We start from the raw sequence: 19,963 nt of genomic DNA on the forward strand, positions 1-19,963 counted from the left end.
GGACGCCATCGGGGGCTTGCCCCCGATGGCGTCAGACCAGGCGCCGCTTACTTCGGCCCCATAATCTTCGCCAACTTCTCCGGCGACGGCGCCCCTTGCTGTTGCTGCAAGCCGCCCTTGTCATCCAGGTAGAAAATCGCCGGCGTCGCCGAGAGTTCCAGCTCGTCCATCAACTTCATATTGGCATCGAGCCTGGCTTCGATGTCCGCCGGGATCTTGGCCAGCGCCTGCAATTTGCTGCCCTTGCCGGCGGCTTCATGTTCTTCCAGGGCCTTTTGCGGGTCCTTGGCGGCGAACAGGGCGGCCGACTTGGCGGCGCTGTCTTCGCGGATGATGCCGACCATGATGTGGCGCAGTTGGACCTTGCCGGCTTTTACCCATGGCCGCGCCTGTTCCCAGAACATGTTGCAGTACGGGCAGTTGGGGTCGCTGAACAGGTAGACGATGCGCGGGGCGTTTTTGTCGCCGTCCTGGATCCAGCTGCTTTTTTCCATTTTGGCCCAGACTTCCTTGGCCATCGGCGCGTACACCAGTTTTTCCAGGGGCGCGCTGCTCAGGTCATTGCCCTGGGCGTCGTACAGGTTGCCGGCGATCACGCTCTTGCCGTCGGCGGTCAGGTACAGCGCCATACCGCGGTTCTGGTATTGCGCGGCGTAGCCGGTGAGGCCGCTGGGGGCGTCGAACTTGCCGAGGATTTTGGCGCCTTTGGCTTCGATCTGTTTGATCGGTGCCGGCCAGTCTTCGGCCTGGGCCAGGGTGGCCGCCAGCGTCAGCGGCAGCAGGGTCAGCAGGTGGCGTAGGCGAGGCATGTCGGTTTCCTTGTGGCGGCAGGGGCGGTGTCGAAGGGTTCCATGGCACGGGCCAGGCTGGCCTGGGACAACTCGCCCAGGTGGCTGTTGATCAGGCGCCCGTCGGCTTGGTAGAACAGCGTGGTGGGCAGGGCCATGGAGCCCACGGCCTGGCCGAGGCGGCCGCTGGCGTCGAACAACACGTTGTCGAGGGTCAGGCCCTGGGTGGCGAGGAAGGTGCTGACGCTTTGCATGCTTTCGGCCTGGTTGACGAACAGAAAGGTCACGTCGGGGCGCATGCGCTGGGCGTTTTCCAGCACCGGCATTTCGCGGCGGCACGGCGGGCACCAGGTGGCCCACAGGTTGATCACCAGCGGACCGCCCTGGTAATCGGCCAGTTGCACCACTTCGCCATTGGCGTTGCGCAAGGTGATGTCCGGCAGGCGTGTGCCTTTTTCATACACGCTCAAGGACAGGCTGGTCATGCCCCAGAACACCAGCCCGGTGATGACCCCGGCGCTCAGGGGCTTGCGCAGCGCCGGGCGACGCCAGCCATAGAGCAGTGCACCGAGGATCAGGGCGACGATACCGGGCCAGGCGAGAAAACCGCCGTCGCGCAGGTCGACCATCTGCAGCCAGTCGTTGCTGTAGTAACTCCAGTACATCAGCACGAAGCTGACGCGGGCCGCCAGCATGCCCAGCAGGAACAGGCTGAACAGCACCGATTCCGGATTTTCACCGCCACGCTTGGCCACGCGCCAACCCACCAGGGTGGCGAGAATCAACGCGCTGATCAGCAGGATGTGATTCAGGGCGATGGCGAAGGTGCCGATGGTCAGGGTCAGCATCAGAGGGCGTCCCGGGCGTGAGTCCAGCGTTGCAGGAAGGCGGCGGCATCCACTTCGCCGGTGATGCGCTGGGCGCGGCGTTCCTCACCGTCAGGGCCGATCCACACGAAGCTGGGCGGCCCCGGTACCTTGTAGCGGCCCAGCAGTGCGCGGCTGGCGGCATTGTCGGCGGTGACGTCAAGGCGCAGCAGACGTACGTCCTTCAGCGCATCGAGCACTTCGGGTTTGCCGAACACCTGTTTTTCCATGATCTTGCACGACACGCACCAGTCGGCGTAGTAGTCCACCAGCACCCATTGGCCCTGGGCCTTGGCGCTGTCGAGCTGGCCTTGCAGCACAGCGGGGTCATTGATGGTCATGAAGGCTTCGTGGGCGCTGGGTGCGGCAGTGGACCGCGAGCCGCTGTAGACCTTCAACGGTTGCCACAGGTCATCGCTGCCACCCGCAGCACCCACCAGCAGCAGGCCGCCCCACACCCCCACGACCACGGAACCGGCGCCGAACAGCATGGCGACCCGCCCGAAATCCTGGGCCAGGCGCCAGCCGCAGTAGGCCATGGACATGGCCAGCACGCCCCACAGGCCGAGCCACAGGCTTTCGTCGATCACCGGGCGAATCATCAGCACGGCGGTGGCCAGGAACAGGAAGCCGAAGATGCCCTTGAGCACATTCATCCAGGTGCCCGGCTTGGGCAGGAAACGGTTGCCCACGGTCACCAGCAACAGCAACGGCACGCCAATGCCGATGCCCATGGCGAACAGGATCAGGCCGCCATGCAGGGCATTGCCGCTCTGGGCGATGTACAGCAATGCACCGGCCAGGGGCGCGGTCATGCACGGCCCCACCAGCAGGCCGGACAGCGCGCCGAGCACCCCGGCGCCGACCAGGCTGCCGCCGCTCTGGTTGCGGCTGACGTTATCCAGGCGATCGCGCAAGGCCACGGGCAGTTGCAGTTCGAAGAAGCCGAACATCGGCAGGGCGAGGATCACGAACAAGGCGGCGAAGCTGCCGAGGATCCACGGGGTTTGCAACAGCGCGGCGAGGTTGGCGCCGAGCAGGGCGGCGAGCACGCCGAGCGCCGCGTACACCAGCGCCATGCACACCACGTAGCTGCCGGCCAGGGCAAAGCCGCGACGCGGGCTGGCGCCACTGCCCACCACCAGGCCGGCGAGGATCGGCAGCATCGGCAACGAACACGGGGCAAACGCCAGCAGCAGGCCCAGGCCGAAGAACACCAGCAGGCTCCAGCCCAGGCTGCGTTGTTGCAGGCCGCTGGCCAGGCTCTGGTCCTGGGCTTCGGCAGTGGCCGCAACGGCGGGGTTGCCGCCCAGGTCCACGCTGATCGACTGCGGCGGATAGCACAGCCCTGCGTCGGCGCAGCCCTGCCAGCCGAGCTTGACCTGGCCGGTGACACCGGCGGGAATCTTCACCTCCAGGCCCTGGCGATACACTTCCTGCTCGCCAAAGAACTCGTCGCTATGGGCTTCGCCTTGTGGCAACACGGGCTTTTCGGCCAGGCCATCGAACTTCATGCGCTGCTTGTACAGGTAATAACCGTCGGCAATCTGCCAATACAGCTGGGTCTCGCCACTTTCAAGACGTTCGGAGGTAAAGGTGAAAGCCTTGCCCACCGGGAGGAAATCAGGTTTGGTCTCAAACGGATTGCCCGGCGCGGCCTGGGCGAACCCCGCGAATAACACCAGCAGAAAGGTAAACAGATGCCGCATGGTCAAGCCTTAGTTCGATGCAAGTGAGGCACACAATGTGTGGCGTTGATTAACCGATGATTAACCGGGCGCTATTCTAAAGTGTAGGGATTATCTGAGCTTGCATCTTTTCACGGCATAATCTGCGCTTAATCCGCTGCACTTTTAATCCCCCCATCTTTCATGAAGGGTTCAGCATGCACGTACTGGTCTGTGAAGACGACGAACTGATCGCCAGCGGCATCGTGGCCGGCCTCGGAGCCCAGGGCTTTACAGTCGAGCGCGTGGCCACGGCCGCCGCTGCGCGCGCGATGCTCAAGGCGGCGACCTTCGACATCATGGTGCTTGACCTCGGCCTGCCCGACGAAGACGGCCTCAAGCTGCTGCAACAGCTGCGCAGCCAGGGCCTGGAGATTCCGGTGCTGATCCTCACCGCGCGGGATTCGGTGACCAACCGTGTCGACGGCCTGCAAGCCGGTGCCGATGACTACCTGCTCAAACCCTTCGACCTGCGCGAATTGGCCGCACGCCTGCAAACCCTGCTGCGCCGGATGGCGGGGCGCAGCGTCAACCTGATCGAGCACGGCCGACTGACCTACGACCCGAGCAGCCGCGAAACCCTGTTGGGCGGCCAGCCGGTGGACCTGTCCCGACGTGAACAGGCGCTCTTGCAGGCGCTGCTGCACAACAAAGGCCGGGTGCTGTCCAGCGAGCAACTCAAGGACAGCGTCTACGGCTTCAACGATGAACTGGAAAGCAACGCCCTCAACGTGCATATCCATCACCTGCGGCGCAAGTTGGGCAATGGCATCGTCGAGACCGTACGCGGCCTGGGTTATCGCCTCGGCCCGGCAGACGATGGCGAGAACGTTTCGTGAAAAGCCTGCGCCTGCGCCTGACGTTCAAGCTCGGCGCCGCGTTTGTGCTGATCTGGGCACTGGCGGCGGCCTGGATGCTCAACGACCTGCGCAACCAGATGATGTTCTCCCTCGACCAGCGCCTGGTGGCGTCGGCGCGCATGGTGGCGGGCCTGACCGAGCAGATGCCGGGCCTGGCCAGTGTCAGCGGCGGCGCGCATTTCAGCGCCGAGCAACTGAATGTGCCGGGGGGCATGGCGTGCCAGGTCAGCTCCTTGCGCGGGGAAATCCTCGCCCGCAGCCATACCACGCCGGATGAGGGCCTGGAGTCGCGCAAGAGCGGCTTTCGTGACCAGGTCATCGATGGCGTGGGCTGGCGCAGTTTTACCCTGTCCCGTGGCGACCTGTTGATCACCACCGCCGACCGCCAGGTGGAGCGCGAGGCGCTGAACCTGTCGATCCTGCTAGCCGCCTCGGTGCCGGTGGGCGTGGCGATGCTCGGTTGCCTGTGCCTGTTGTGGCTGGGTATCGGCCAGAGCCTGCTGCCGCTCAACCGCATGCGTGACGCGCTGATGCGCCGCAGTGCCGATTCCCTCGAGCCGTTGCAGATCCACCCGCTGCCCAGCGAGCTCAAGCCGCTGCTCGACACCCAGAACCAACTGCTGCAACGCATCGCCAAGACCATCGAGCGCGAACGCCGCCTCACCGGCGACGCCGCCCACGAGCTGCGCAGCCCGCTGACGGCGATCAAGACCCACCTGCAAGTGGCGCGCATGACCGAAGGCGCGGCCCGCGACCAGTCCCTGGCCCATGCCGAGGAGGGCGCCGACCGCTTGCATCGCACCCTGGAGCAATTGCTGCTGTTGGCGCGGGTGGAAGGCAGCCTGTCATTCGACGATGGCGTGCAGTCCAGCGCCGAGGAAGTCGCACGGCTGGCGATCCAGGATGCGAATGCCGGCGATAATGGGCGTATCGACCTGAACCTGGCGGATAACCTCAGCGAAACCCCGGTGGACATGCCGGTGGGCCTGGCAGTCGCCGCCCTGCGCAACCTGCTGGACAACGCCCTGCGCCATACACCCGCAGACACACGGGTGGAGCTCAGCGTGTTCACCGCCGCCGACCACGTGATCTTCCGCGTGCGCGACCACGGCAAGCAGATCTCCCCCGAAGACCTGCAATACCTCACCCAACGCTTCTGGCGCAATGGCAACAGCGAGGGCTGTGGCCTGGGCCTGGCGATCGTGCAGGCGATCGTGCAGCGCTGTTCCTGCTCATTGAAGTTCGACAGCCAGGTGGATGGCCTGCGCGTTGACCTGGGCATGCCGTTGCGGCGCTGACCGCGTTCTTTCACGTGCCAAATAGTTACCGCCCGCTTGAGGTGCAAGCCTTCAGGATGGCGGTAATTTTTTTGCGCTTGAACGGGCCGAAAGACTCGGCCTGTATTGAAAAGGACGGTTCTTATGTTGGTCATCGATACCAGTTTCCCCGCCAGGGATTTCAACGAACGTCACGGCGAACCCGTGCGGCAGGTGATCCTGCATTACACCGCGGCCCCGTTCGCCTCCTCCTTGCGCACCCTCACCCGTAACGGGGTCAGCGCGCATTACCTGCTGCCGGATCCCCATGAGCCCGGCTACCGCGCCGCCGGGTATGACGAGTTGCGCGTGTTTCGCCTGGTGCACGAAAACCAGCGCGCCTGGCATGCCGGGGCGAGCCACTGGGGTGGGCGCGATAACCTCAACAGTCGGGCGATCGGCATCGAAATCGTCAACCTGGCCCGGGATGACGGCGGCGTATTCACCTTTCCCGCGTACGGCCAGGAGCAGGTGGCGGTGTTGATCGCATTGCTTCGCGACATCCTTGGGCGTTACCCGCAGATCGGACTGGCCGACATTCTTGGGCATTCGGACGTGGCGTACTGGCGCAAGAGCGATCCGGGACCGCGCCTGCCGTGGCGCGGTTTGTTCGAGGCGGGAGTCGGGGCGTGGTTCGACGAGTCGACGCGGGCCATGTACCAGCGCCGGTTTTGTGTCGGGCTGCCGCCTGAAGTGGAGGTGGAGCGGGCATTTCAGCGCTATGGCTATAAGCCGGCGCAGAATCGCCAGGCGTTCGAGCAGCGCACCCGGGCGTTTCAGATGCACTTTCGGGCGCGGGATTATGGTGGTGTGTTGGATGCCGAGACCTGCGCGATCCTGTATGCCTTGAACGAAAAATACCGCGGACTTTGATCTCATCCATCAGTCAACCATCACTGTCCCCTAAATCCTTTTCTCGCTGGTGCGTCTCCAGAACAGGAAATCCGTGCGCATGCCCTTGGGCCAGACGCCAACGGATCGGCAGTTTGGTCACCATCATCCGCGTATTGAGGGATCGAGAGATGTCAGTCGCTACCAGCCGTATCGAAGATACCCAGGTGCATGAAACGCTTTATCAGTTCGACGAAAGCCCGCTGCTGGCCCGCCAGCGCCAGCAGGAATCCAACGCCCGCAGTTACCCACGGCGCATTCCCCTGGCGCTCAAGCGCGCCAAGGGGATCTACGTGGAAGACGTGGAGGGTCGCAGTTTCATCGACTGCCTGGCCGGCGCCGGCACCCTGGCGTTGGGTCACAACCACCCGGTGGTGATCCAGGCCATCCAGCAAGTGCTGAGCGACGAACTGCCGTTGCACACCCTGGACCTGACCACGCCGGTCAAGGACCAGTTCGTGCAGGACCTGTTCGGCCTGCTGCCGGCGGAGTTGGCGCGGGAAGCCAAGATCCAGTTCTGCGGCCCCACCGGTACCGATGCCGTGGAAGCGGCGTTGAAATTGGTGCGCACTGCCACGGGGCGCAGCACGGTGCTGTCGTTCCAGGGCGGTTATCACGGCATGAGCCAGGGCGCGTTGAGCCTGATGGGCAGCCTGGGGCCGAAAAAACCCTTGGGTGCCTTGCTCGGCAATGGCGTGCAGTTTTTGCCATTCCCTTACGACTACCGTTGCCCGTTCGGTCTCGGCGGCGCAGAAGGCGTGCGGGTCAACCTGCATTACCTGGAAAACCTGCTCAACGATCCTGAAGCCGGGGTGTTGCTGCCGGCGGCGGTGATTGTCGAAGTGGTGCAGGGCGAGGGCGGGGTGATCCCGGCCGATCTCGACTGGCTGCGCGGCCTGCGGCGCATCACCGAACAGGCCGGCGTGGCGTTGATTGTCGATGAGATTCAGAGCGGTTTCGGCCGTACCGGCAAGATGTTTGCCTTCGAGCACGCCGGCATCATTCCGGATGTGGTGGTGATGTCCAAGGCCATCGGCGGCAGCCTGCCGTTGGCGGTGGTGGTGTATCGCGACTGGCTCGACACCTGGCTGCCGGGCGCCCATGCCGGGACATTCCGTGGCAATCAGATGGCCATGGCGGCCGGTTCGGCGGTGATGCGCTACCTCAAGGAGCACGACCTGGCCCGCCACGCGACCGCCATGGGCGAGCGCCTGGGCGAACACCTGCGCATCCTGCAGCGTGACTACCCGCACCTGGGGGATATTCGCGGGCGCGGGCTGATGCTCGGCGTGGAACTGGTGGACCCGGACGGCACCCTGGATATCCAGGGCCACCCGCCGGTGCATCGCCAGCTGGCACCGCTGGTACAGCGCGAATGCCTCAAGCGCGGCCTGATCCTCGAGCTGGGCGGCCGGCATGGCAGCGTGGTGCGCTTCCTGCCGCCACTGGTGATCAGCGCCGCCGAGATCGACCGCGTGGCCGAGATCTTCGGGCGCGCCCTGGCGGCAGCCGTCGCCAGCCTCTAATTTTTTGGCGTGTTGGTACGTTTCTACAGATATCAGCGCTGCGCGTGGTGCGCAGCCAGCCTTTGAGCGATGGAGAACAGCAATGACCTCAGTATTTGACCGCGACGACATCCTGTTTCAGGTAGTGGTCAACCATGAAGAACAGTATTCCATCTGGCCCGACTACAAGGCCGTGCCGGAAGGCTGGCGCACCGTGGGCAAGAGCGGCCTGAAGAAAGAGTGCCTGGCCTACATCGAAGAAACCTGGACCGATATGCGTCCGTTGAGCCTGCGCCAGAAGATGGACGGCGCAACGCTGGCCTGACGCAAAACCTTCAGTAGGCCGGCCTGTTATGGTGGGCGGGCCTGTTGTGGCAAGCAGGCTTTTTGTGGCAAGCGGGCTTGTTGTGGTGAGCGGGCTTGCCCCGCGCTGGGCTGCGAAGCAGCCCCACTCAAGAAGCACTCGGTGTATCAGGCATAACTCAGCGGCTGGTTTTGGGGCTGCTTCGCAGCCCAGCGCGGGGCAAGCCCGCTCACCACAAAAAGCTCACCACAATAAGTTCACCACAAACCACAATAAGCTCATCACATTCGCCCTGACCTTACGCGTTCTTGTCCTTCTCCAACCCCCCCGCAGCCCCCGTCACCACCTGCACACTCAAGCGCGGCGTGGCCAGGTCCAGACCGGCTTCATCCAGATGCCGCTTCAGCGACAGGTTGAACGCCCGCGACACTTCCCACTGCTTGATCGGCGCCGTCTTGAAGCGCGCGCGCAGGATCGCACTGCCTGACTCGAAGCTTTCCACCCCCTGGATCTCCAGCGGCGACCAGATATTGCGGCGTTGCAGCGGATCGTTGCGCATTTTCTGGCCGACATCGCGCATCAGCTTGATCGCATCGTCGATTTCCATGTTGTACGGGATCGCCACCCGGAAGATCGCATAGCCGAACTCCCGCGAGTAGTTCTTGATGCTCTTGATCTCGCTGAACGGGATGGTGTGCACGATGCCGTCAATGTCGCGCAGGCGCACGGTACGGATGGTCAGGCCTTCGACGGTGCCGAGGTGGCCGCCGACGTCCACGTAGTCATCGATGGCCAGGGAGTCTTCGATGATGATGAACAGGCCGGTGATCAAGTCGGCCACCAGTGACTGCGCACCAAAACCGATGGCCAGGCCGATCACACCGGCACCGGCCAGCAGTGGCGTGACGTTCATGCCCATGTTCGCCAGGGCGACGATGGCGGCGATGATGAAGATGGTCACGAACAGCACGTTGCGGATCAGCGGCATCATGGTCTGCGCGCGGGCATTGGCCAGGCCTTTGCGCGAGCGGGTGAGGGCGTGATGGATGGCGGTGTCGCTGAGGATCCAGATCAACCAGGCAAATAGCAGCGTGCCGCCCAGGCCGAACAGCTTGACGCTGATTTCATGGCCGTCGCCTTCGGTAAAGCGGATCAGCGACAGGCCCCAGACCCGCAGCCCGAGTTCGATAAACACCAGCCACACCACCAGGTGGGCGAGGGTGTAGACGAAGCTTTTCAGGCGTTCGGAGTACAGCGCATGGCGCTTGTGCCCCCGTTGCGGCTTGAGTGCGTGGCGCCGCACCAGGCCGTTGATCACCATGCACAACACCAGCAACACCGTGCACAACAGCGACTGGCGCAGGGCGGTGCTGGTGTCGCCGGCGGAGACGAAGGTGGCGAACAGCGAGATGCCCACCAACAGCAAGGCGGGGATGTACCAGAAGGTGCCGACGATCTCGATGGTGTCGCTGAGGGCGCGGCGGGTCAGGCGGCGCGACAGGGGCTGGTTGCGGATCAGGTGGGCGATCGGCCGTCGGAAACGCAGGATGAACACGCCGGTGGACAGCGCGGCCATCACATTGGCGACCGTGGCCGCCGTGTGGGCCAGGTGCTGGCCGAGCGCAGCCACCAGCCGCGGGTCGCTCAAGGCTTCACCGAAGGCGGCAAAGCTGCCGATCCACCACAGCGGGCGGAACGCCTGGTGGCGCAGGATATACAGCGCGCGGTGGCGGTGCGGGCCGTCGAGCAGGGAGAAGGCAATCACGCAGATCGCCGAGAAACAGGTGCCGACCACCAGCGCATACGCCAGCACCATCGCCAGGGATTTGCCCAGGGACGAGGGCAGGGCGTAGCTCAGGTACACGGTGATCACCAGTGCGATCAGCCAGGGCCCCAGCTTGCGCAGGGCGAAGCGCAGCATGTCCCAGGTACGCGGGTGTTGCGGCAGCTCCTCGGGCAGGCCGAAGCGCTCGCGTACCCGGTGGCTCAGCCAGATCAACGCGGCTGCCAGCAGGCTCCATACCGCGAGAATCACTGCAAAGCCGAAAATGATCGGCAGCCATTCGCTGGCCGGCAGCATCAGGGCGCTGAGTTCGTCCTTGGCCAGGTCGATTTCATTCGACCAGCGCCCCAGCGGGCTGTCGGCGCCGGAGAACTGCTGCTCCAGGCCCGACAGCGTACTGCCGATCAGCCCGAGCACGCCTTGCTCGGCGGCGGGCTGGGCCTTCTGGGTAGCGGCGCGCAGCTTCTTCAAGTCGCTCAGTAACTGGGTGCGTTGCTGGTCGTTTTCCAGGGTCTTGATCACCTCGTCCAGCGACTGCCCCAACGGCACTTCGGCCTGGGGTTGGGCCTTGGTGGTGCCGAGCAGCCCGGGCAGGCCCACCGCTTGGGCGGACGAGAGCGGCAGCAGCGTGAGCAGGGCGATCAGGAAACAGCAGGGCAGGGCAAACAGACGGGAAAGCACGAGGCGGTCAACCTTGGAAACGACGGGTTGAGCGAGTGTACGAGTGCAAGCGTCATTCGGCCAGTTTGGCGAGGATCTTGTACACCACGGTGCCCAGGATCAGCAGCATGCCGACCCACATGCCGAACACGCCGAGGGGCTTGTCGCGGAAGTTGAAGCCAACGGCGAGCATGATCATGCCGATCAGGATAGGGATAAGCATGGCGTGGAAGGAGGACATGGAGATCATGGGGCGACGGCCTTGTCGGAGTGGGAATACTGACAAGTCTAGGTCGGATTGCAGGAAATGCAGGTGATGCAGATCAGGTGGACGTAAACCAAATGTGGGGGGCAAGTGCGAATCGTCGCACCGCCCCTCCCACATGTTGACGACATCCAGTCCTGGTCTTAGGGCAGGTCGTGGCTGGCGTAGAACGCGCCCAACACCTTCACCAGATGCGCCAGGTCATGGCTGCCGCACAGTTCACGAATGGAGTGCATGGCAAACGTCGGCAAACCGATATCCACCGTACGCACACCCAGGTGGCTGGCGGTGATCGGGCCGATGGTCGAGCCGCAGCCCATGTCGCTGCGCACCACGAAGCTCTGCACCGGCACTTCCTGGGCCATGCACAGATGACGGAAGAACCCGGCGGTTTCGCTGTTGGTGGCGTAGCGCTGGTTGCTGTTGACCTTGATCACCGGGCCGGCATTGAGCTTGGGGCCGTGGTTGGCGTCGTGCTTATCGGCGTAGTTGGGGTGTACGCCGTGGGCATTGTCGGCCGACACCAGCAGGGATTTCTGAATGGTGCGTACGAATTCATCACCTTCAGGCAACAGGCGACGCAGGGTCTGTTCCAGCATCGGGCCGTCGGCACCGCAGGCCGAGCAGGAACCGACTTCCTCGTGGTCGTTGCACACCAGCACGCAGGTTTCGTCGCTCTCGCTGGTGAGCAAGGCTTGCAGGCCGGCGTAGCACGACAGCAGGTTGTCGAGGCGTGCGCCGGCGATGAAGTCGCCGTTCAGGCCGATGACGGCGGCGCTCTGGGTGTCGTAGAAGCTCAACTCGTAGTCGAGTACCACATCGGCGTTCAGTCCATGCTCCCGTGCCAACTGCTCGGTGAGCACGGCACGGAAGTCCACGCGTTCATCACCGGCAAATTGCGCGAGGATCGGCGGCAATTCGGTCTGGGCATTGATCGCCCAGCCCTGGTTGGCTTCACGGTTCAGGTGAATGGCCAGGTTGGGGATGATAGCGATGGGCAGCTTGAAGTCGATCAGCTGGCTTTCGACCTTGCCGTCGCGACGGAAGGTGACGCGGCCGGCCAGGGACAGGTCGCGGTCGAACCACGGCGCCAGCAGCGCGCCGCCGTAGACTTCCACGCCGAGTTGCCAGAAGCCCTGGCGTTGCAGCTCAGGCTGGGGCTTGACCCGCAGGCACGGGCTGTCGGTATGGGCGCCGACCAGGCGAATCCCGCCTTGCAACGGCGAATGGCGGCCGAGCTTGAAGGCGATGATCGAGGAATCGTTGCGGGTCACGTAGTAGCGACCGTTGGCTTCGGTGGCCCAAGTCTCGCGCTCGTCGAGGCGCTGGAAACCGGCCGCTTCCAGGCGCTGGGCCAGGGCGGCGGTGGCATGAAAAGGAGTAGGGGAGGCCTTGAGGAAGTCGATCAGGCCTTGATTCAACGCTTCGCGCATAAATAGCTCCAGACAGCAATGCGCGGAGTTTACCGTTCGAGGGCGAGAAGTGCACAGAACAAATGTGGGAGGGGGCAAGTCGCACCGCCCCTCCTACATGTACTGTATTTAAAGCTTTAGAAGGGCGCCGGGCACTCAAAGCGCAAGCGCTCACCGCTTTGCGGGTGAGTGAAGCTCAGCATGCTCGCGTGCAGGCACAGGCGCGGCCAGGCAGCCAGGGCCTGTTCATGGGCATACAGGCCGTCACCGAGCAACGGATGCCCGATGGACAGCATGTGCACGCGCAACTGGTGCGACCTTCCGGTAATCGGCGTCAGCTCGACGCGGCACCAGTCGCCACAGCGTTCCAGCACTTTCCAGAAGGTCAGCGCATGCTTGCCGAACTCGTGGTCCACCACATGGCGGGGTTTGGTCGGCGGGTCGTAGCGCAGGGGCAGGTCGATGCTGCCGCTGTCCAGTTCCGGCTGGCCCCAGGCCAACGCGGTGTAGGCCTTTTCGGTTTCGCGGTCGTGAAACTGGCGGGACAGTTCGCGATGGGTATCGGCGTCCCGGGCCAGCAGGATGATCCCCGAGGTTTCCCAGTCCAGGCGATGGACGATGCGGGCTTCGGGGTAGCCGTTTTCCTGCAGGCGGGTGATCAGGCAGTCCTTGTTGTCATCGGCGCGGCCGGGCACCGAGAGCAACAGGGTCGGCTTGTTCACCACCAGGACAGCGTCGTCCTGATGCAGGATATGAATAGTGGACAGCGGCATTAAACAGCCTCGTAACAAACGCCAACGGCGGCTCGACCACCCGGTTCCCGCAAAGGGATCAAGGTGACCGAGCCGCCGTGGCGGCCGCCTGTTCGATCAACGATCAGGCAGGGTGATATTGAGTTCCAGAATCGAGCAGCTGCCGTCATTTTCCAGGGCGACATGCACGTCATCGTTGCCGATATTGACGTACTTGCGGATCACCTCCACCAGCTCCTTCTGCAAGGCTGGCAGGTAATCCGGGGTACTGCGTTGGCCGCGTTCGTGCGCCACGATGATCTGTAGACGCTCTTTCGCGACCGACGCGGTGCTTGGCTTTTTGTTGGCGCGAAAGAAGTCGAGAAATTTCATTGTTTAGTTGCCTCCAAAGATACGCTCGAAGAATCCCTTCTTCTTAACATCGAGGAAGCGATGTTCCACGGTCTTGCCCAGCAAGCGATCAACCGCATCGCTGTACGCCTGGCCGGCGTCGCTCTGGTCGTCGAGAATCACCGGGACGCCCTGGTTGGACGCCTTCAGCACCGCCTGGGATTCCGGGATCACACCCAGCAGGGTCACGGCGAGGATTTCCTTGACGTCCTCAACACCGAGCATTTCGCCGTTGCTGACGCGCTCAGGGTTGTAGCGGGTGAGCAGCAGGTGTTCCTTGATCGGGTCCTGGCCTTCCTCGGCGCGCTTGGACTTGCTGGCCAACAGGCCGAGCATGCGGTCCGAGTCACGTACCGAAGACACTTCCGGGTTGGTCACCACGATGGCTTCATCGGCGAAGTACATCGCCAGGTGAGCACCGGTTTCGATACCGGCCGGGGAGTCGCAGACCACGTACTCGAAGGTTTCCTTCAGTTCAGCGAGGACCTTGCCTACGCCTTCCTTGGTCAGCGCATCTTTGTCGCGGGTCTGGCTGGCGGCCAGTACATACAGGTTCTCAAGGCGCTTGTCCTTGATCAGGGCCTGTTGCAGGTTGGCTTCGCCGTTCACCACGTTGACGAAGTCGTACACCACGCGGCGTTCGCAGCCCATGATCAGGTCGAGGTTACGCAAACCGACGTCGAAGTCGACGATGACTGTCTTGTGGCCGCGCAGAGCGAGGCCGGTACCGATAGCGGCGCTGGTGGTGGTCTTACCCACACCACCCTTGCCGGATGTAACCACGAGAATCTTGGCCAAGGTGTTTCACCCCTAAGGAAAAAGGACTTTTCAGCCCCTGAAAAACATCTCTTGGAACTCGCCGCAGGCGGACAGCCTTTGTAGGAAAAAAGACGGGTTTTCGCAGGAAAAACGCCAACCTTCAAATGTTCCTACGCAAGTAATGCCAGTTTCGCTGTGCTATCAGAGTCTAGAGATGCTTGGAAAATGCGGCAGTATCCGTTAAAGACGGATGATGTTCAACACATCGCCCGACAGGCTGACCTGCACCGCGGCTCCCCACAGCGGATCGCGGCGCAAATCTTCCGAAACCTTGTACTGGCCCGCGATGGACACCAGCTCAGCGGTCAATTGCTGGCAAAAAATGCGCGCCTTGGTATCCCCCTTGATGCCGGCGAGGGCACGTCCGCGCATCGGGCCGTATACATGGATATTGCCATCGGCGAGAAGTTCCGCGCCGGGACTGACCGACGAGATCACCACCAGGTCGCCGCCCTGGGCGTAAATCTGCTGTCCGCCGCGTACGGGCGTGGTGATTATCTTTGTAGGCTTGATCGTCGGTTCCGCTGGTTTTTCCGGTTTTTTCTGCACTTCGCCGACCAAAGGTTCCAGTGGACGCTCACGCGCGCCGGAGGGTGGCAGTACTGGCAGTTCAATGGCGATGGCGGCGGCAATGTCTTCGATGCGGCTGGCACGAATCGCCAGGGTTCGCAGGCCGTGGGAGCGGCACACGCGCATCAGGCCGGGCAGGTCGATGCTGCCCTGGCCGGCCGGCAGTTTGTCCAGGGCCAGTACCAGCGGGGCGTTGTTGAAGAAGTTCGGCGCCAGGGCGACCTTGGCGGCGAGCTGGCGGTCCAGGGCGTCGAGGTCGTTGCGGGCCAGTTCCAGCACGGTGATGGCGAGCATGCTGCCTTTCAGCTGGAACACGGGATCTTGGTCTAGCGGTTCGGTTTGGCTCATGGTCGGCAAAAAGCGGCTTGTCACGAAAAGTGTCGAGACTTATAACGAGAACACTCACTGGCCGCAAGCCGAGTCGAACCGTTGTAGAATGCGCGGCCCTGTCTTTCCCGGAATCTGTAATGGATCGCCCGCGTTTTCGAGCTGTATTTTTTCACCCGCGCTTTTGGCTGTTATGGCTGGGACTCGGCCTGCTGTGGCTGGTGACCCAACTGCCGTACCGTGCGCTGCTGACCATTGGTCGCCTGCTGGGTGCAGGCATGTACCGTGTGGCCGGCGAACGTCGCCGCATCGCCGCACGCAACCTGGAACTGTGTTTCCCGGAAAAATCCCCCGCAGAGCGCAAGAAGCTGCTCAAGGAAAACTTCGCCTCCACCGGCATTGCCTTCTTCGAAATGGCCATGAGCTGGTGGTGGTCGCGCCAGCGCCTGGCGCGCCTGGCCCATGTCGAAGGCCTGGAACACCTCAAGCAGGCCCAACTGGATGGCAAGGGCGTGATCCTCATGGCCCTGCACTTCACCACCCTGGAAATCGGCGCGGCCCTGCTGGGGCAGAAGCACACCATCGACGGCATGTACCGCGAGCACGGCAACCCGCTGTTCGACTATATCCAGCGCCGTGGCCGCGAGCGGCATAACCTCGACTCCCTGGCGGTCGAGCGCGAAGACGTGCGCGGCATGCTCAAGCTGCTGCGTGCCGGCCGCGCCATCTGGTATGCACCGGACCAGGACTACGGCGCCAAGCAAAGTATCTTCGTGCCGCTGTTCGGCATCCAGGCCGCCACCGTGCCTGCCACCAGCAAGTTCGCCAAGCTGGGCAAGGCGCTGGTGGTGCCGTTCACCCAGCAGCGCCTGGCGGACGGCAGCGGTTACCGCCTGGTGATCCACCCGCCGTTGACCGACTTCCCCGGCGAAAGCGATGAAGTCGACTGCCTGCGCATCAACCAGTGGGTGGAAGCCTCGGTGCGTGAATGTCCCGAGCAATACCTGTGGACCCACCGCCGCTTCAAGAGTCGGCCACCGGGCGAACCCAAGCTGTACGAAAAACGCCGTCGCTAAGACCGAATTTCCCCCACATGGAGTGATGCAATGCGCGCAGCTGAACCGGTTACAGGCTTGATTCTTTCCGGCGGCGGGGCGCGAGCGGCGTATCAGGTGGGGGTATTGGCGGCGATTGCCGAGCTGTTGCCGCCGGGGGCTCCCAACCCTTTTCCGGTGATCGTCGGCACGTCGGCCGGTGCGATCAATGCGGTGAGCCTGGCCAGCGGTGCGATGGACTTCACGGCGGCGATCCAGCGCCTGACTGCGTTCTGGCAGGGGTTTCGCAGCCACCTGGTATTGCGCAGCGATTGGCCGGGGGTGGTGCGCCAGGCGAGTCGCTTCTTTACCCACAGCTTGCTGGGGCTGGGCCGGCAGTTGCCGGTGGCGCTGCTCAACAGCTCGCCGCTGCGGGACTTGTTGCAGGACAAACTGCATTTGGCAGGTATCGACGAGGCCATCCGCCAACAGCACCTGCATGCGGTCGCCGTCACGGCCTTCGGCTATGAATCCGGGCAGGCGGTGACCTTCTATCAGGGCGGCGGCACCATCGACGCCTGGTTGCGCCATCGGCGTATCGGAGTGCCGACGCAACTGACCGTTGAACACCTGCTGGCCAGTTCGGCGATCCCCTTGCTGTTTGCCCCGGTGAAACTCGACCAGGAATACTTCGGTGACGGCGCGGTGCGCCAATCCGCCCCCATCAGCCCGGCGCTGCACCTGGGGGCGACCCGGGTGCTGGTGGTGGGTGTCAGCGGTAACCCGCGGGGCAATGAACCGATGGCGCAACGCACCTATACCGGCCAGGAGCCGACGTTGGCCCAGATCGGCGGGCATATGCTCAACAGCACGTTCATTGACAGCCTGGAAAGCGATATCGAACTGCTGGAGCGTCTGAACCAGTTCAGCCATCACCAGCCAGCCGACAGCGCGGCCCGTGGCCTGGCACCGGTGGAAGTGCTGGTCATTGCGCCAAGCCAGCCGATCGACGAAATCGCCGCAAGGCATCGGCAGGAATTGCCGGCGGCATTGCGTCTGTTCCTGCGTGGGCCGGGGGCGACCAAGACGAGCGGGGCAGGGGTGCTGAGTTACTTGCTGTTCGAGGCGGGGTATTGCAGCGAGTTGATTGAGTTGGGCAGGAAGGATGCGCTGGCCAAGCGTGAAGAGATCATGCGGTTCCTGGGCCTGCCGCCTATCTGAATGTGGGAGGGAGCAAGTCCCTCCCACATGTGTCTTGCAGTAGCTTTTAGAAGTGATACTTGACCAGGAAGCTCGCCGTGTCCTGGGTCGTCTTGAACGCGCCGGAATCCTCGATCCCGTACTTGTTCTTCCAGTAGTCGTATTCAAAGCCCACGTACAACTGCTTGTCGCCCCAATGCAGCGCCTTGCCCAAGTCGTATTTGACCTGCGGGTTGAAGTGCAGGTTGGCGTGGTAAGTGCCACGGGCGTTCTTGTCGTTGTCCACCACCCAATCCATGAAGCCGTCGATCAGGATATTCGAGTTGCCCACCGGCAGGGTGTACGACCATACCGGGGTGATCTGCCATACACCGTCGCCTGGGCGATTGCCTTCGGTCTGGCGCTGGTAGAAGTTCAGCTGGAAGTAGTCGAAGCCCGGGATGTTCAGGTCGAAGCCAGGGCCGAGCAGGTACGACTCGTTGTCGCCTTCGCCGAACTCATACGTGAAGGCCAGCAACACATCCTTGATCGGGCCGAAGGACAGGTCCTGGTCGAAAATCTTGCCGAACGACAGTCGCGGGCTGATCTCACCGTAATACGTGCTTGGGCCGACGTTGCCGTCTTCCTTGCCGTTGTAAAAGATGCGGTCGACGAAGACGAAGTTGTCGCCGTACTTCCAGGCATCGGCATGTTCGAACGTGACGGTTTGCTGGATCTGCGGGTTGACGGTAAAGCTCTTGCCCCACAGATACGTCAGGCTGTTGTTCTGCCACTGCAACAAGTCACCGGCCACGGCCTGGCCGCCGGCCAGCAGGGATCCCGCCAGCATCAGGCCTTTGAACAGAGGTTTCATTCGGTTGCTCCCGAGTTAAAGTTTTATGGTTTTTCTTCTACACAAGCGCTCTGGTGCGGCGCCTTTAGTGGTTACAAAAGTGGTCTGAATGGTCAGCTTTATTACTACAGCAAGACCCGCGCCAAGGCGGTAAACAACCGTCGATTCAAGCGGGCGCGGAGAATACTGGCTCCCACGTCAGGGCTCAAGTGCGCCGTTACAGCGCGCACAGGGCGACAATGGGGCACGTGTCAGGTATGGGCGGGGTCGACTACGGGGCGTTCGGCCCCGCCGAGAATGTTGAACAGGATATTCAGCGACAGTGCGCTGAGGGTGGCCATGGCGATGCCGCTGTGGGTGATCGGGCTCATCCACACGGGCAACTGTGCGAAGAACTCCGGGCGCACCACGGGGATCAGGCCCATGCCGATGCTCACCGCCACCAGCAACTGGTTGCGACGGTCGGCGATATCGGCCTCCTGGAGGATCTTGATGCCGGTGGCCGCCACCATGCCGAACATGGCGATCGCCGCCCCACCGAGTACCGCCGGGGGAATCGACGCCACCAGGTACGCGGCCTTGGGCAACAGGCTGAGCACAATCAGGAAGGCACCGGCCATGATCGTCACCGAGCGGCAACGCACGCCGGTCATCTGCACCAGGCCGATGTTCTGCGCGAAGGAGGAATGGGTGAAGGTGTTGAAGAAACCGGCGAAGAACGACGCACCGGCATCACACAGCAAGCCACGGCGCAGCATTTTCGGCGTGACGTCCTGGCCGGTGATCTTGCCCAGCGCCAGGAACATTCCGGTGGATTCGACGAAGATGATCACCACCACCAGGCACATCGACAGGATCGGCGCCAGTTCGAACCTGGGCATGCCGAAGTGCAGCGGCGTCACCACTTGCACCCACGGCGCCTGGGCCAGGCCGCTGAGGTCAACCATGCCGATGGCCCCGCACAGGGCGTAACCCAGGCCCATGCCGATCAGCACCGAGATATTCACCCAGAAGCCGCGCATGAAGCGGTTGATCAGCAGGATGGTCGCCAGTACCAGGGCGGCAATCGCCAGGTAAATCGGTGAGCCGAAGGTGGCCGCTGCGCTGCCGCCACCGGCCCAGTTCACGGCCACGGGGAACAGCGACAGGCCGATGGCCGTGATCACGGTGCCGGTCACCAGCGGCGGAAAAAAGCGTACGACCTTGGACATGAACGGTGCGATCAGCATGCCGAAGAACCCGGCGGCGATGGTAGCGCCGAAGATGCCCTGCAAGCCGATACCGGGCATGCCGGCCATGGCGACCATGCTGCCCACAGCGGCGAAACTGGCGCCCATCATCACCGGCATACGGATGCCCACCGGGCCGATGCCGAATGACTGCACCAGGGTGGCGATGCCGGCTACCAGCAGGTCGGCGTTGATCAGAAAGGCGATTTCTTCACGGCTCAGGCCGGCGGCCTGGCCAATGATCAGGGGGACGGCGACGGCGCCGCCGTACATCAGCAAGACGTGTTGCAGGCCTACCAGAATCAGTTGCAAGAGGGGCAGCCGCACCATGGCGGGTGCGGCAGGAATCTGCGGTTCGACTAACTCGGTCATGCAACACCTCGGATCTTTTTTATTTTTGTGTTGTGTGGAACGCAATCTTCAAAACACTGCA

General features: G+C 63.1%; 19 protein-coding genes. 7 read left to right on the forward strand and 12 right to left on the reverse strand.

The features are described 5' to 3' along the window. Positions 1 to 47 precede the first annotated feature (47 nt). The 3 genes from dsbG to dsbD are packed head-to-tail and all read right to left on the reverse strand — an operon-like array spanning position 48 to position 3,363. Entirely contained in the window at positions 48 to 809 is a 762-nt protein-coding gene (gene dsbG, locus B9N88_RS06650) for a thiol:disulfide interchange protein DsbG (protein ID WP_027603898.1), read from the reverse strand. Then, positions 785 to 1,636 carry a TlpA disulfide reductase family protein gene (locus B9N88_RS06655; RefSeq protein WP_027603899.1) on the reverse strand — a complete coding sequence of 284 codons (852 nt, stop codon included), beginning with the start codon at positions 1,634 to 1,636 and terminating at the stop codon, positions 785 to 787. Before B9N88_RS06655 ends, dsbG begins: the two co-directional genes overlap by 25 nt. Then, a complete protein-coding gene (gene dsbD / locus B9N88_RS06660) occupies positions 1,636 to 3,363 on the reverse strand; it encodes a protein-disulfide reductase DsbD (protein WP_027603900.1) in 1,728 nt (575 codons plus the stop codon). Before dsbD ends, B9N88_RS06655 begins: the two co-directional genes overlap by 1 nt. A gap of 176 nt (positions 3,364 to 3,539) precedes the next feature. Between dsbD and B9N88_RS06665 the strand changes: the two genes are divergently transcribed. The 5 genes from B9N88_RS06665 to B9N88_RS06685 all read left to right on the forward strand — a co-directional run bounded on the left by B9N88_RS06665 (position 3,540) and on the right by B9N88_RS06685 (position 8,278). Further along, positions 3,540 to 4,220: a response regulator gene (locus B9N88_RS06665; RefSeq protein ID WP_027603901.1), complete on the forward strand. Its 681-nt coding sequence runs from the start codon at positions 3,540 to 3,542 to the stop codon at positions 4,218 to 4,220. Next, entirely contained in the window at positions 4,217 to 5,539 is a 1,323-nt protein-coding gene (locus B9N88_RS06670) for an ATP-binding protein (RefSeq protein ID WP_027603902.1), read from the forward strand. The genes B9N88_RS06665 and B9N88_RS06670 overlap by 4 nt, the downstream gene beginning before the upstream one ends. Before the next feature lie 123 nt (positions 5,540 to 5,662). Then, positions 5,663 to 6,430 carry an N-acetylmuramoyl-L-alanine amidase gene (locus tag B9N88_RS06675; RefSeq protein ID WP_027603903.1) on the forward strand — a complete coding sequence of 256 codons (768 nt, stop codon included), beginning with the start codon at positions 5,663 to 5,665 and terminating at the stop codon, positions 6,428 to 6,430. 149 nt (positions 6,431 to 6,579) lie between these two features. Then, complete coding sequence (locus B9N88_RS06680) at positions 6,580 to 7,974, forward strand: aspartate aminotransferase family protein (protein ID WP_027603904.1); 1,395 nt, start codon at positions 6,580 to 6,582, stop codon at positions 7,972 to 7,974. Positions 7,975 to 8,056: 82 nt separating this feature from the next. After that, positions 8,057 to 8,278, forward strand: coding sequence for an MbtH family protein (locus B9N88_RS06685; protein ID WP_027603905.1), 222 nt, complete (start codon positions 8,057 to 8,059; stop codon positions 8,276 to 8,278). A 277-nt stretch (positions 8,279 to 8,555) separates the two neighbouring features. Here B9N88_RS06685 and B9N88_RS06690 read toward each other — a convergent pair whose 3' ends face one another. The 7 genes from B9N88_RS06690 to minC all read right to left on the reverse strand — a co-directional run bounded on the left by B9N88_RS06690 (position 8,556) and on the right by minC (position 15,256). After that, the gene (locus B9N88_RS06690) at positions 8,556 to 10,721 is read right to left on the reverse strand and encodes a mechanosensitive ion channel family protein (protein ID WP_027603906.1); all 2,166 of its coding nucleotides are present in this window, start codon (positions 10,719 to 10,721) and stop codon (positions 8,556 to 8,558) included. A gap of 52 nt (positions 10,722 to 10,773) precedes the next feature. After that, positions 10,774 to 10,950 carry a hypothetical protein gene (locus B9N88_RS32635; protein ID WP_016970148.1) on the reverse strand — a complete coding sequence of 59 codons (177 nt, stop codon included), beginning with the start codon at positions 10,948 to 10,950 and terminating at the stop codon, positions 10,774 to 10,776. Positions 10,951 to 11,108: 158 nt separating this feature from the next. After that, a complete protein-coding gene (locus B9N88_RS06695) occupies positions 11,109 to 12,398 on the reverse strand; it encodes a M18 family aminopeptidase (protein WP_027603907.1) in 1,290 nt (429 codons plus the stop codon). A gap of 116 nt (positions 12,399 to 12,514) precedes the next feature. Next, on the reverse strand, positions 12,515 to 13,150 hold the full coding sequence (locus tag B9N88_RS06700; protein ID WP_027603908.1) for an RluA family pseudouridine synthase: 636 nt from the start codon (positions 13,148 to 13,150) through the stop codon (positions 12,515 to 12,517). Positions 13,151 to 13,246: 96 nt separating this feature from the next. Further along, positions 13,247 to 13,501, reverse strand: a complete 255-nt coding sequence (minE, locus tag B9N88_RS06705; protein ID WP_003175252.1) for a cell division topological specificity factor MinE — start codon at positions 13,499 to 13,501, stop codon at positions 13,247 to 13,249. 3 nt (positions 13,502 to 13,504) lie between these two features. Further along, positions 13,505 to 14,317 (reverse strand): septum site-determining protein MinD, encoded by an 813-nt coding sequence (minD, locus tag B9N88_RS06710; protein WP_003175251.1) that lies wholly within the window; start codon positions 14,315 to 14,317, stop codon positions 13,505 to 13,507. A gap of 201 nt (positions 14,318 to 14,518) precedes the next feature. Then, complete coding sequence (minC, locus tag B9N88_RS06715; RefSeq protein WP_027603909.1) at positions 14,519 to 15,256, reverse strand: septum site-determining protein MinC; 738 nt, start codon at positions 15,254 to 15,256, stop codon at positions 14,519 to 14,521. A 119-nt stretch (positions 15,257 to 15,375) separates the two neighbouring features. On the opposite strand from minC, the gene B9N88_RS06720 reads away from it, so the two are divergent. Beyond that, positions 15,376 to 16,311: a lipid A biosynthesis lauroyl acyltransferase gene (locus tag B9N88_RS06720; RefSeq protein WP_027603910.1), complete on the forward strand. Its 936-nt coding sequence runs from the start codon at positions 15,376 to 15,378 to the stop codon at positions 16,309 to 16,311. Positions 16,312 to 16,341: 30 nt separating this feature from the next. Then, on the forward strand, positions 16,342 to 17,490 hold the full coding sequence (locus B9N88_RS06725) for a patatin-like phospholipase family protein (RefSeq protein WP_027603911.1): 1,149 nt from the start codon (positions 16,342 to 16,344) through the stop codon (positions 17,488 to 17,490). A 46-nt stretch (positions 17,491 to 17,536) separates the two neighbouring features. Here the strand turns inward: B9N88_RS06725 and B9N88_RS06730 are convergent, their stop codons facing one another. Both B9N88_RS06730 and B9N88_RS06735 read right to left on the reverse strand, forming a co-directional pair. Continuing rightward, the gene (locus tag B9N88_RS06730; protein WP_027603912.1) at positions 17,537 to 18,322 is read right to left on the reverse strand and encodes an outer membrane protein OmpK; all 786 of its coding nucleotides are present in this window, start codon (positions 18,320 to 18,322) and stop codon (positions 17,537 to 17,539) included. 230 nt (positions 18,323 to 18,552) lie between these two features. Beyond that, positions 18,553 to 19,902 (reverse strand): nucleobase:cation symporter-2 family protein, encoded by a 1,350-nt coding sequence (locus B9N88_RS06735; protein ID WP_027603913.1) that lies wholly within the window; start codon positions 19,900 to 19,902, stop codon positions 18,553 to 18,555. Between the last annotated feature and the right edge of the window lie 61 nt (positions 19,903 to 19,963).

Origin of the sequence: Pseudomonas sp. LAMO17WK12:I1 (assembly GCF_900177315.1) — a bacterium.
Classification (GTDB): domain Bacteria; phylum Pseudomonadota; class Gammaproteobacteria; order Pseudomonadales; family Pseudomonadaceae; genus Aquipseudomonas; species Aquipseudomonas marginalis.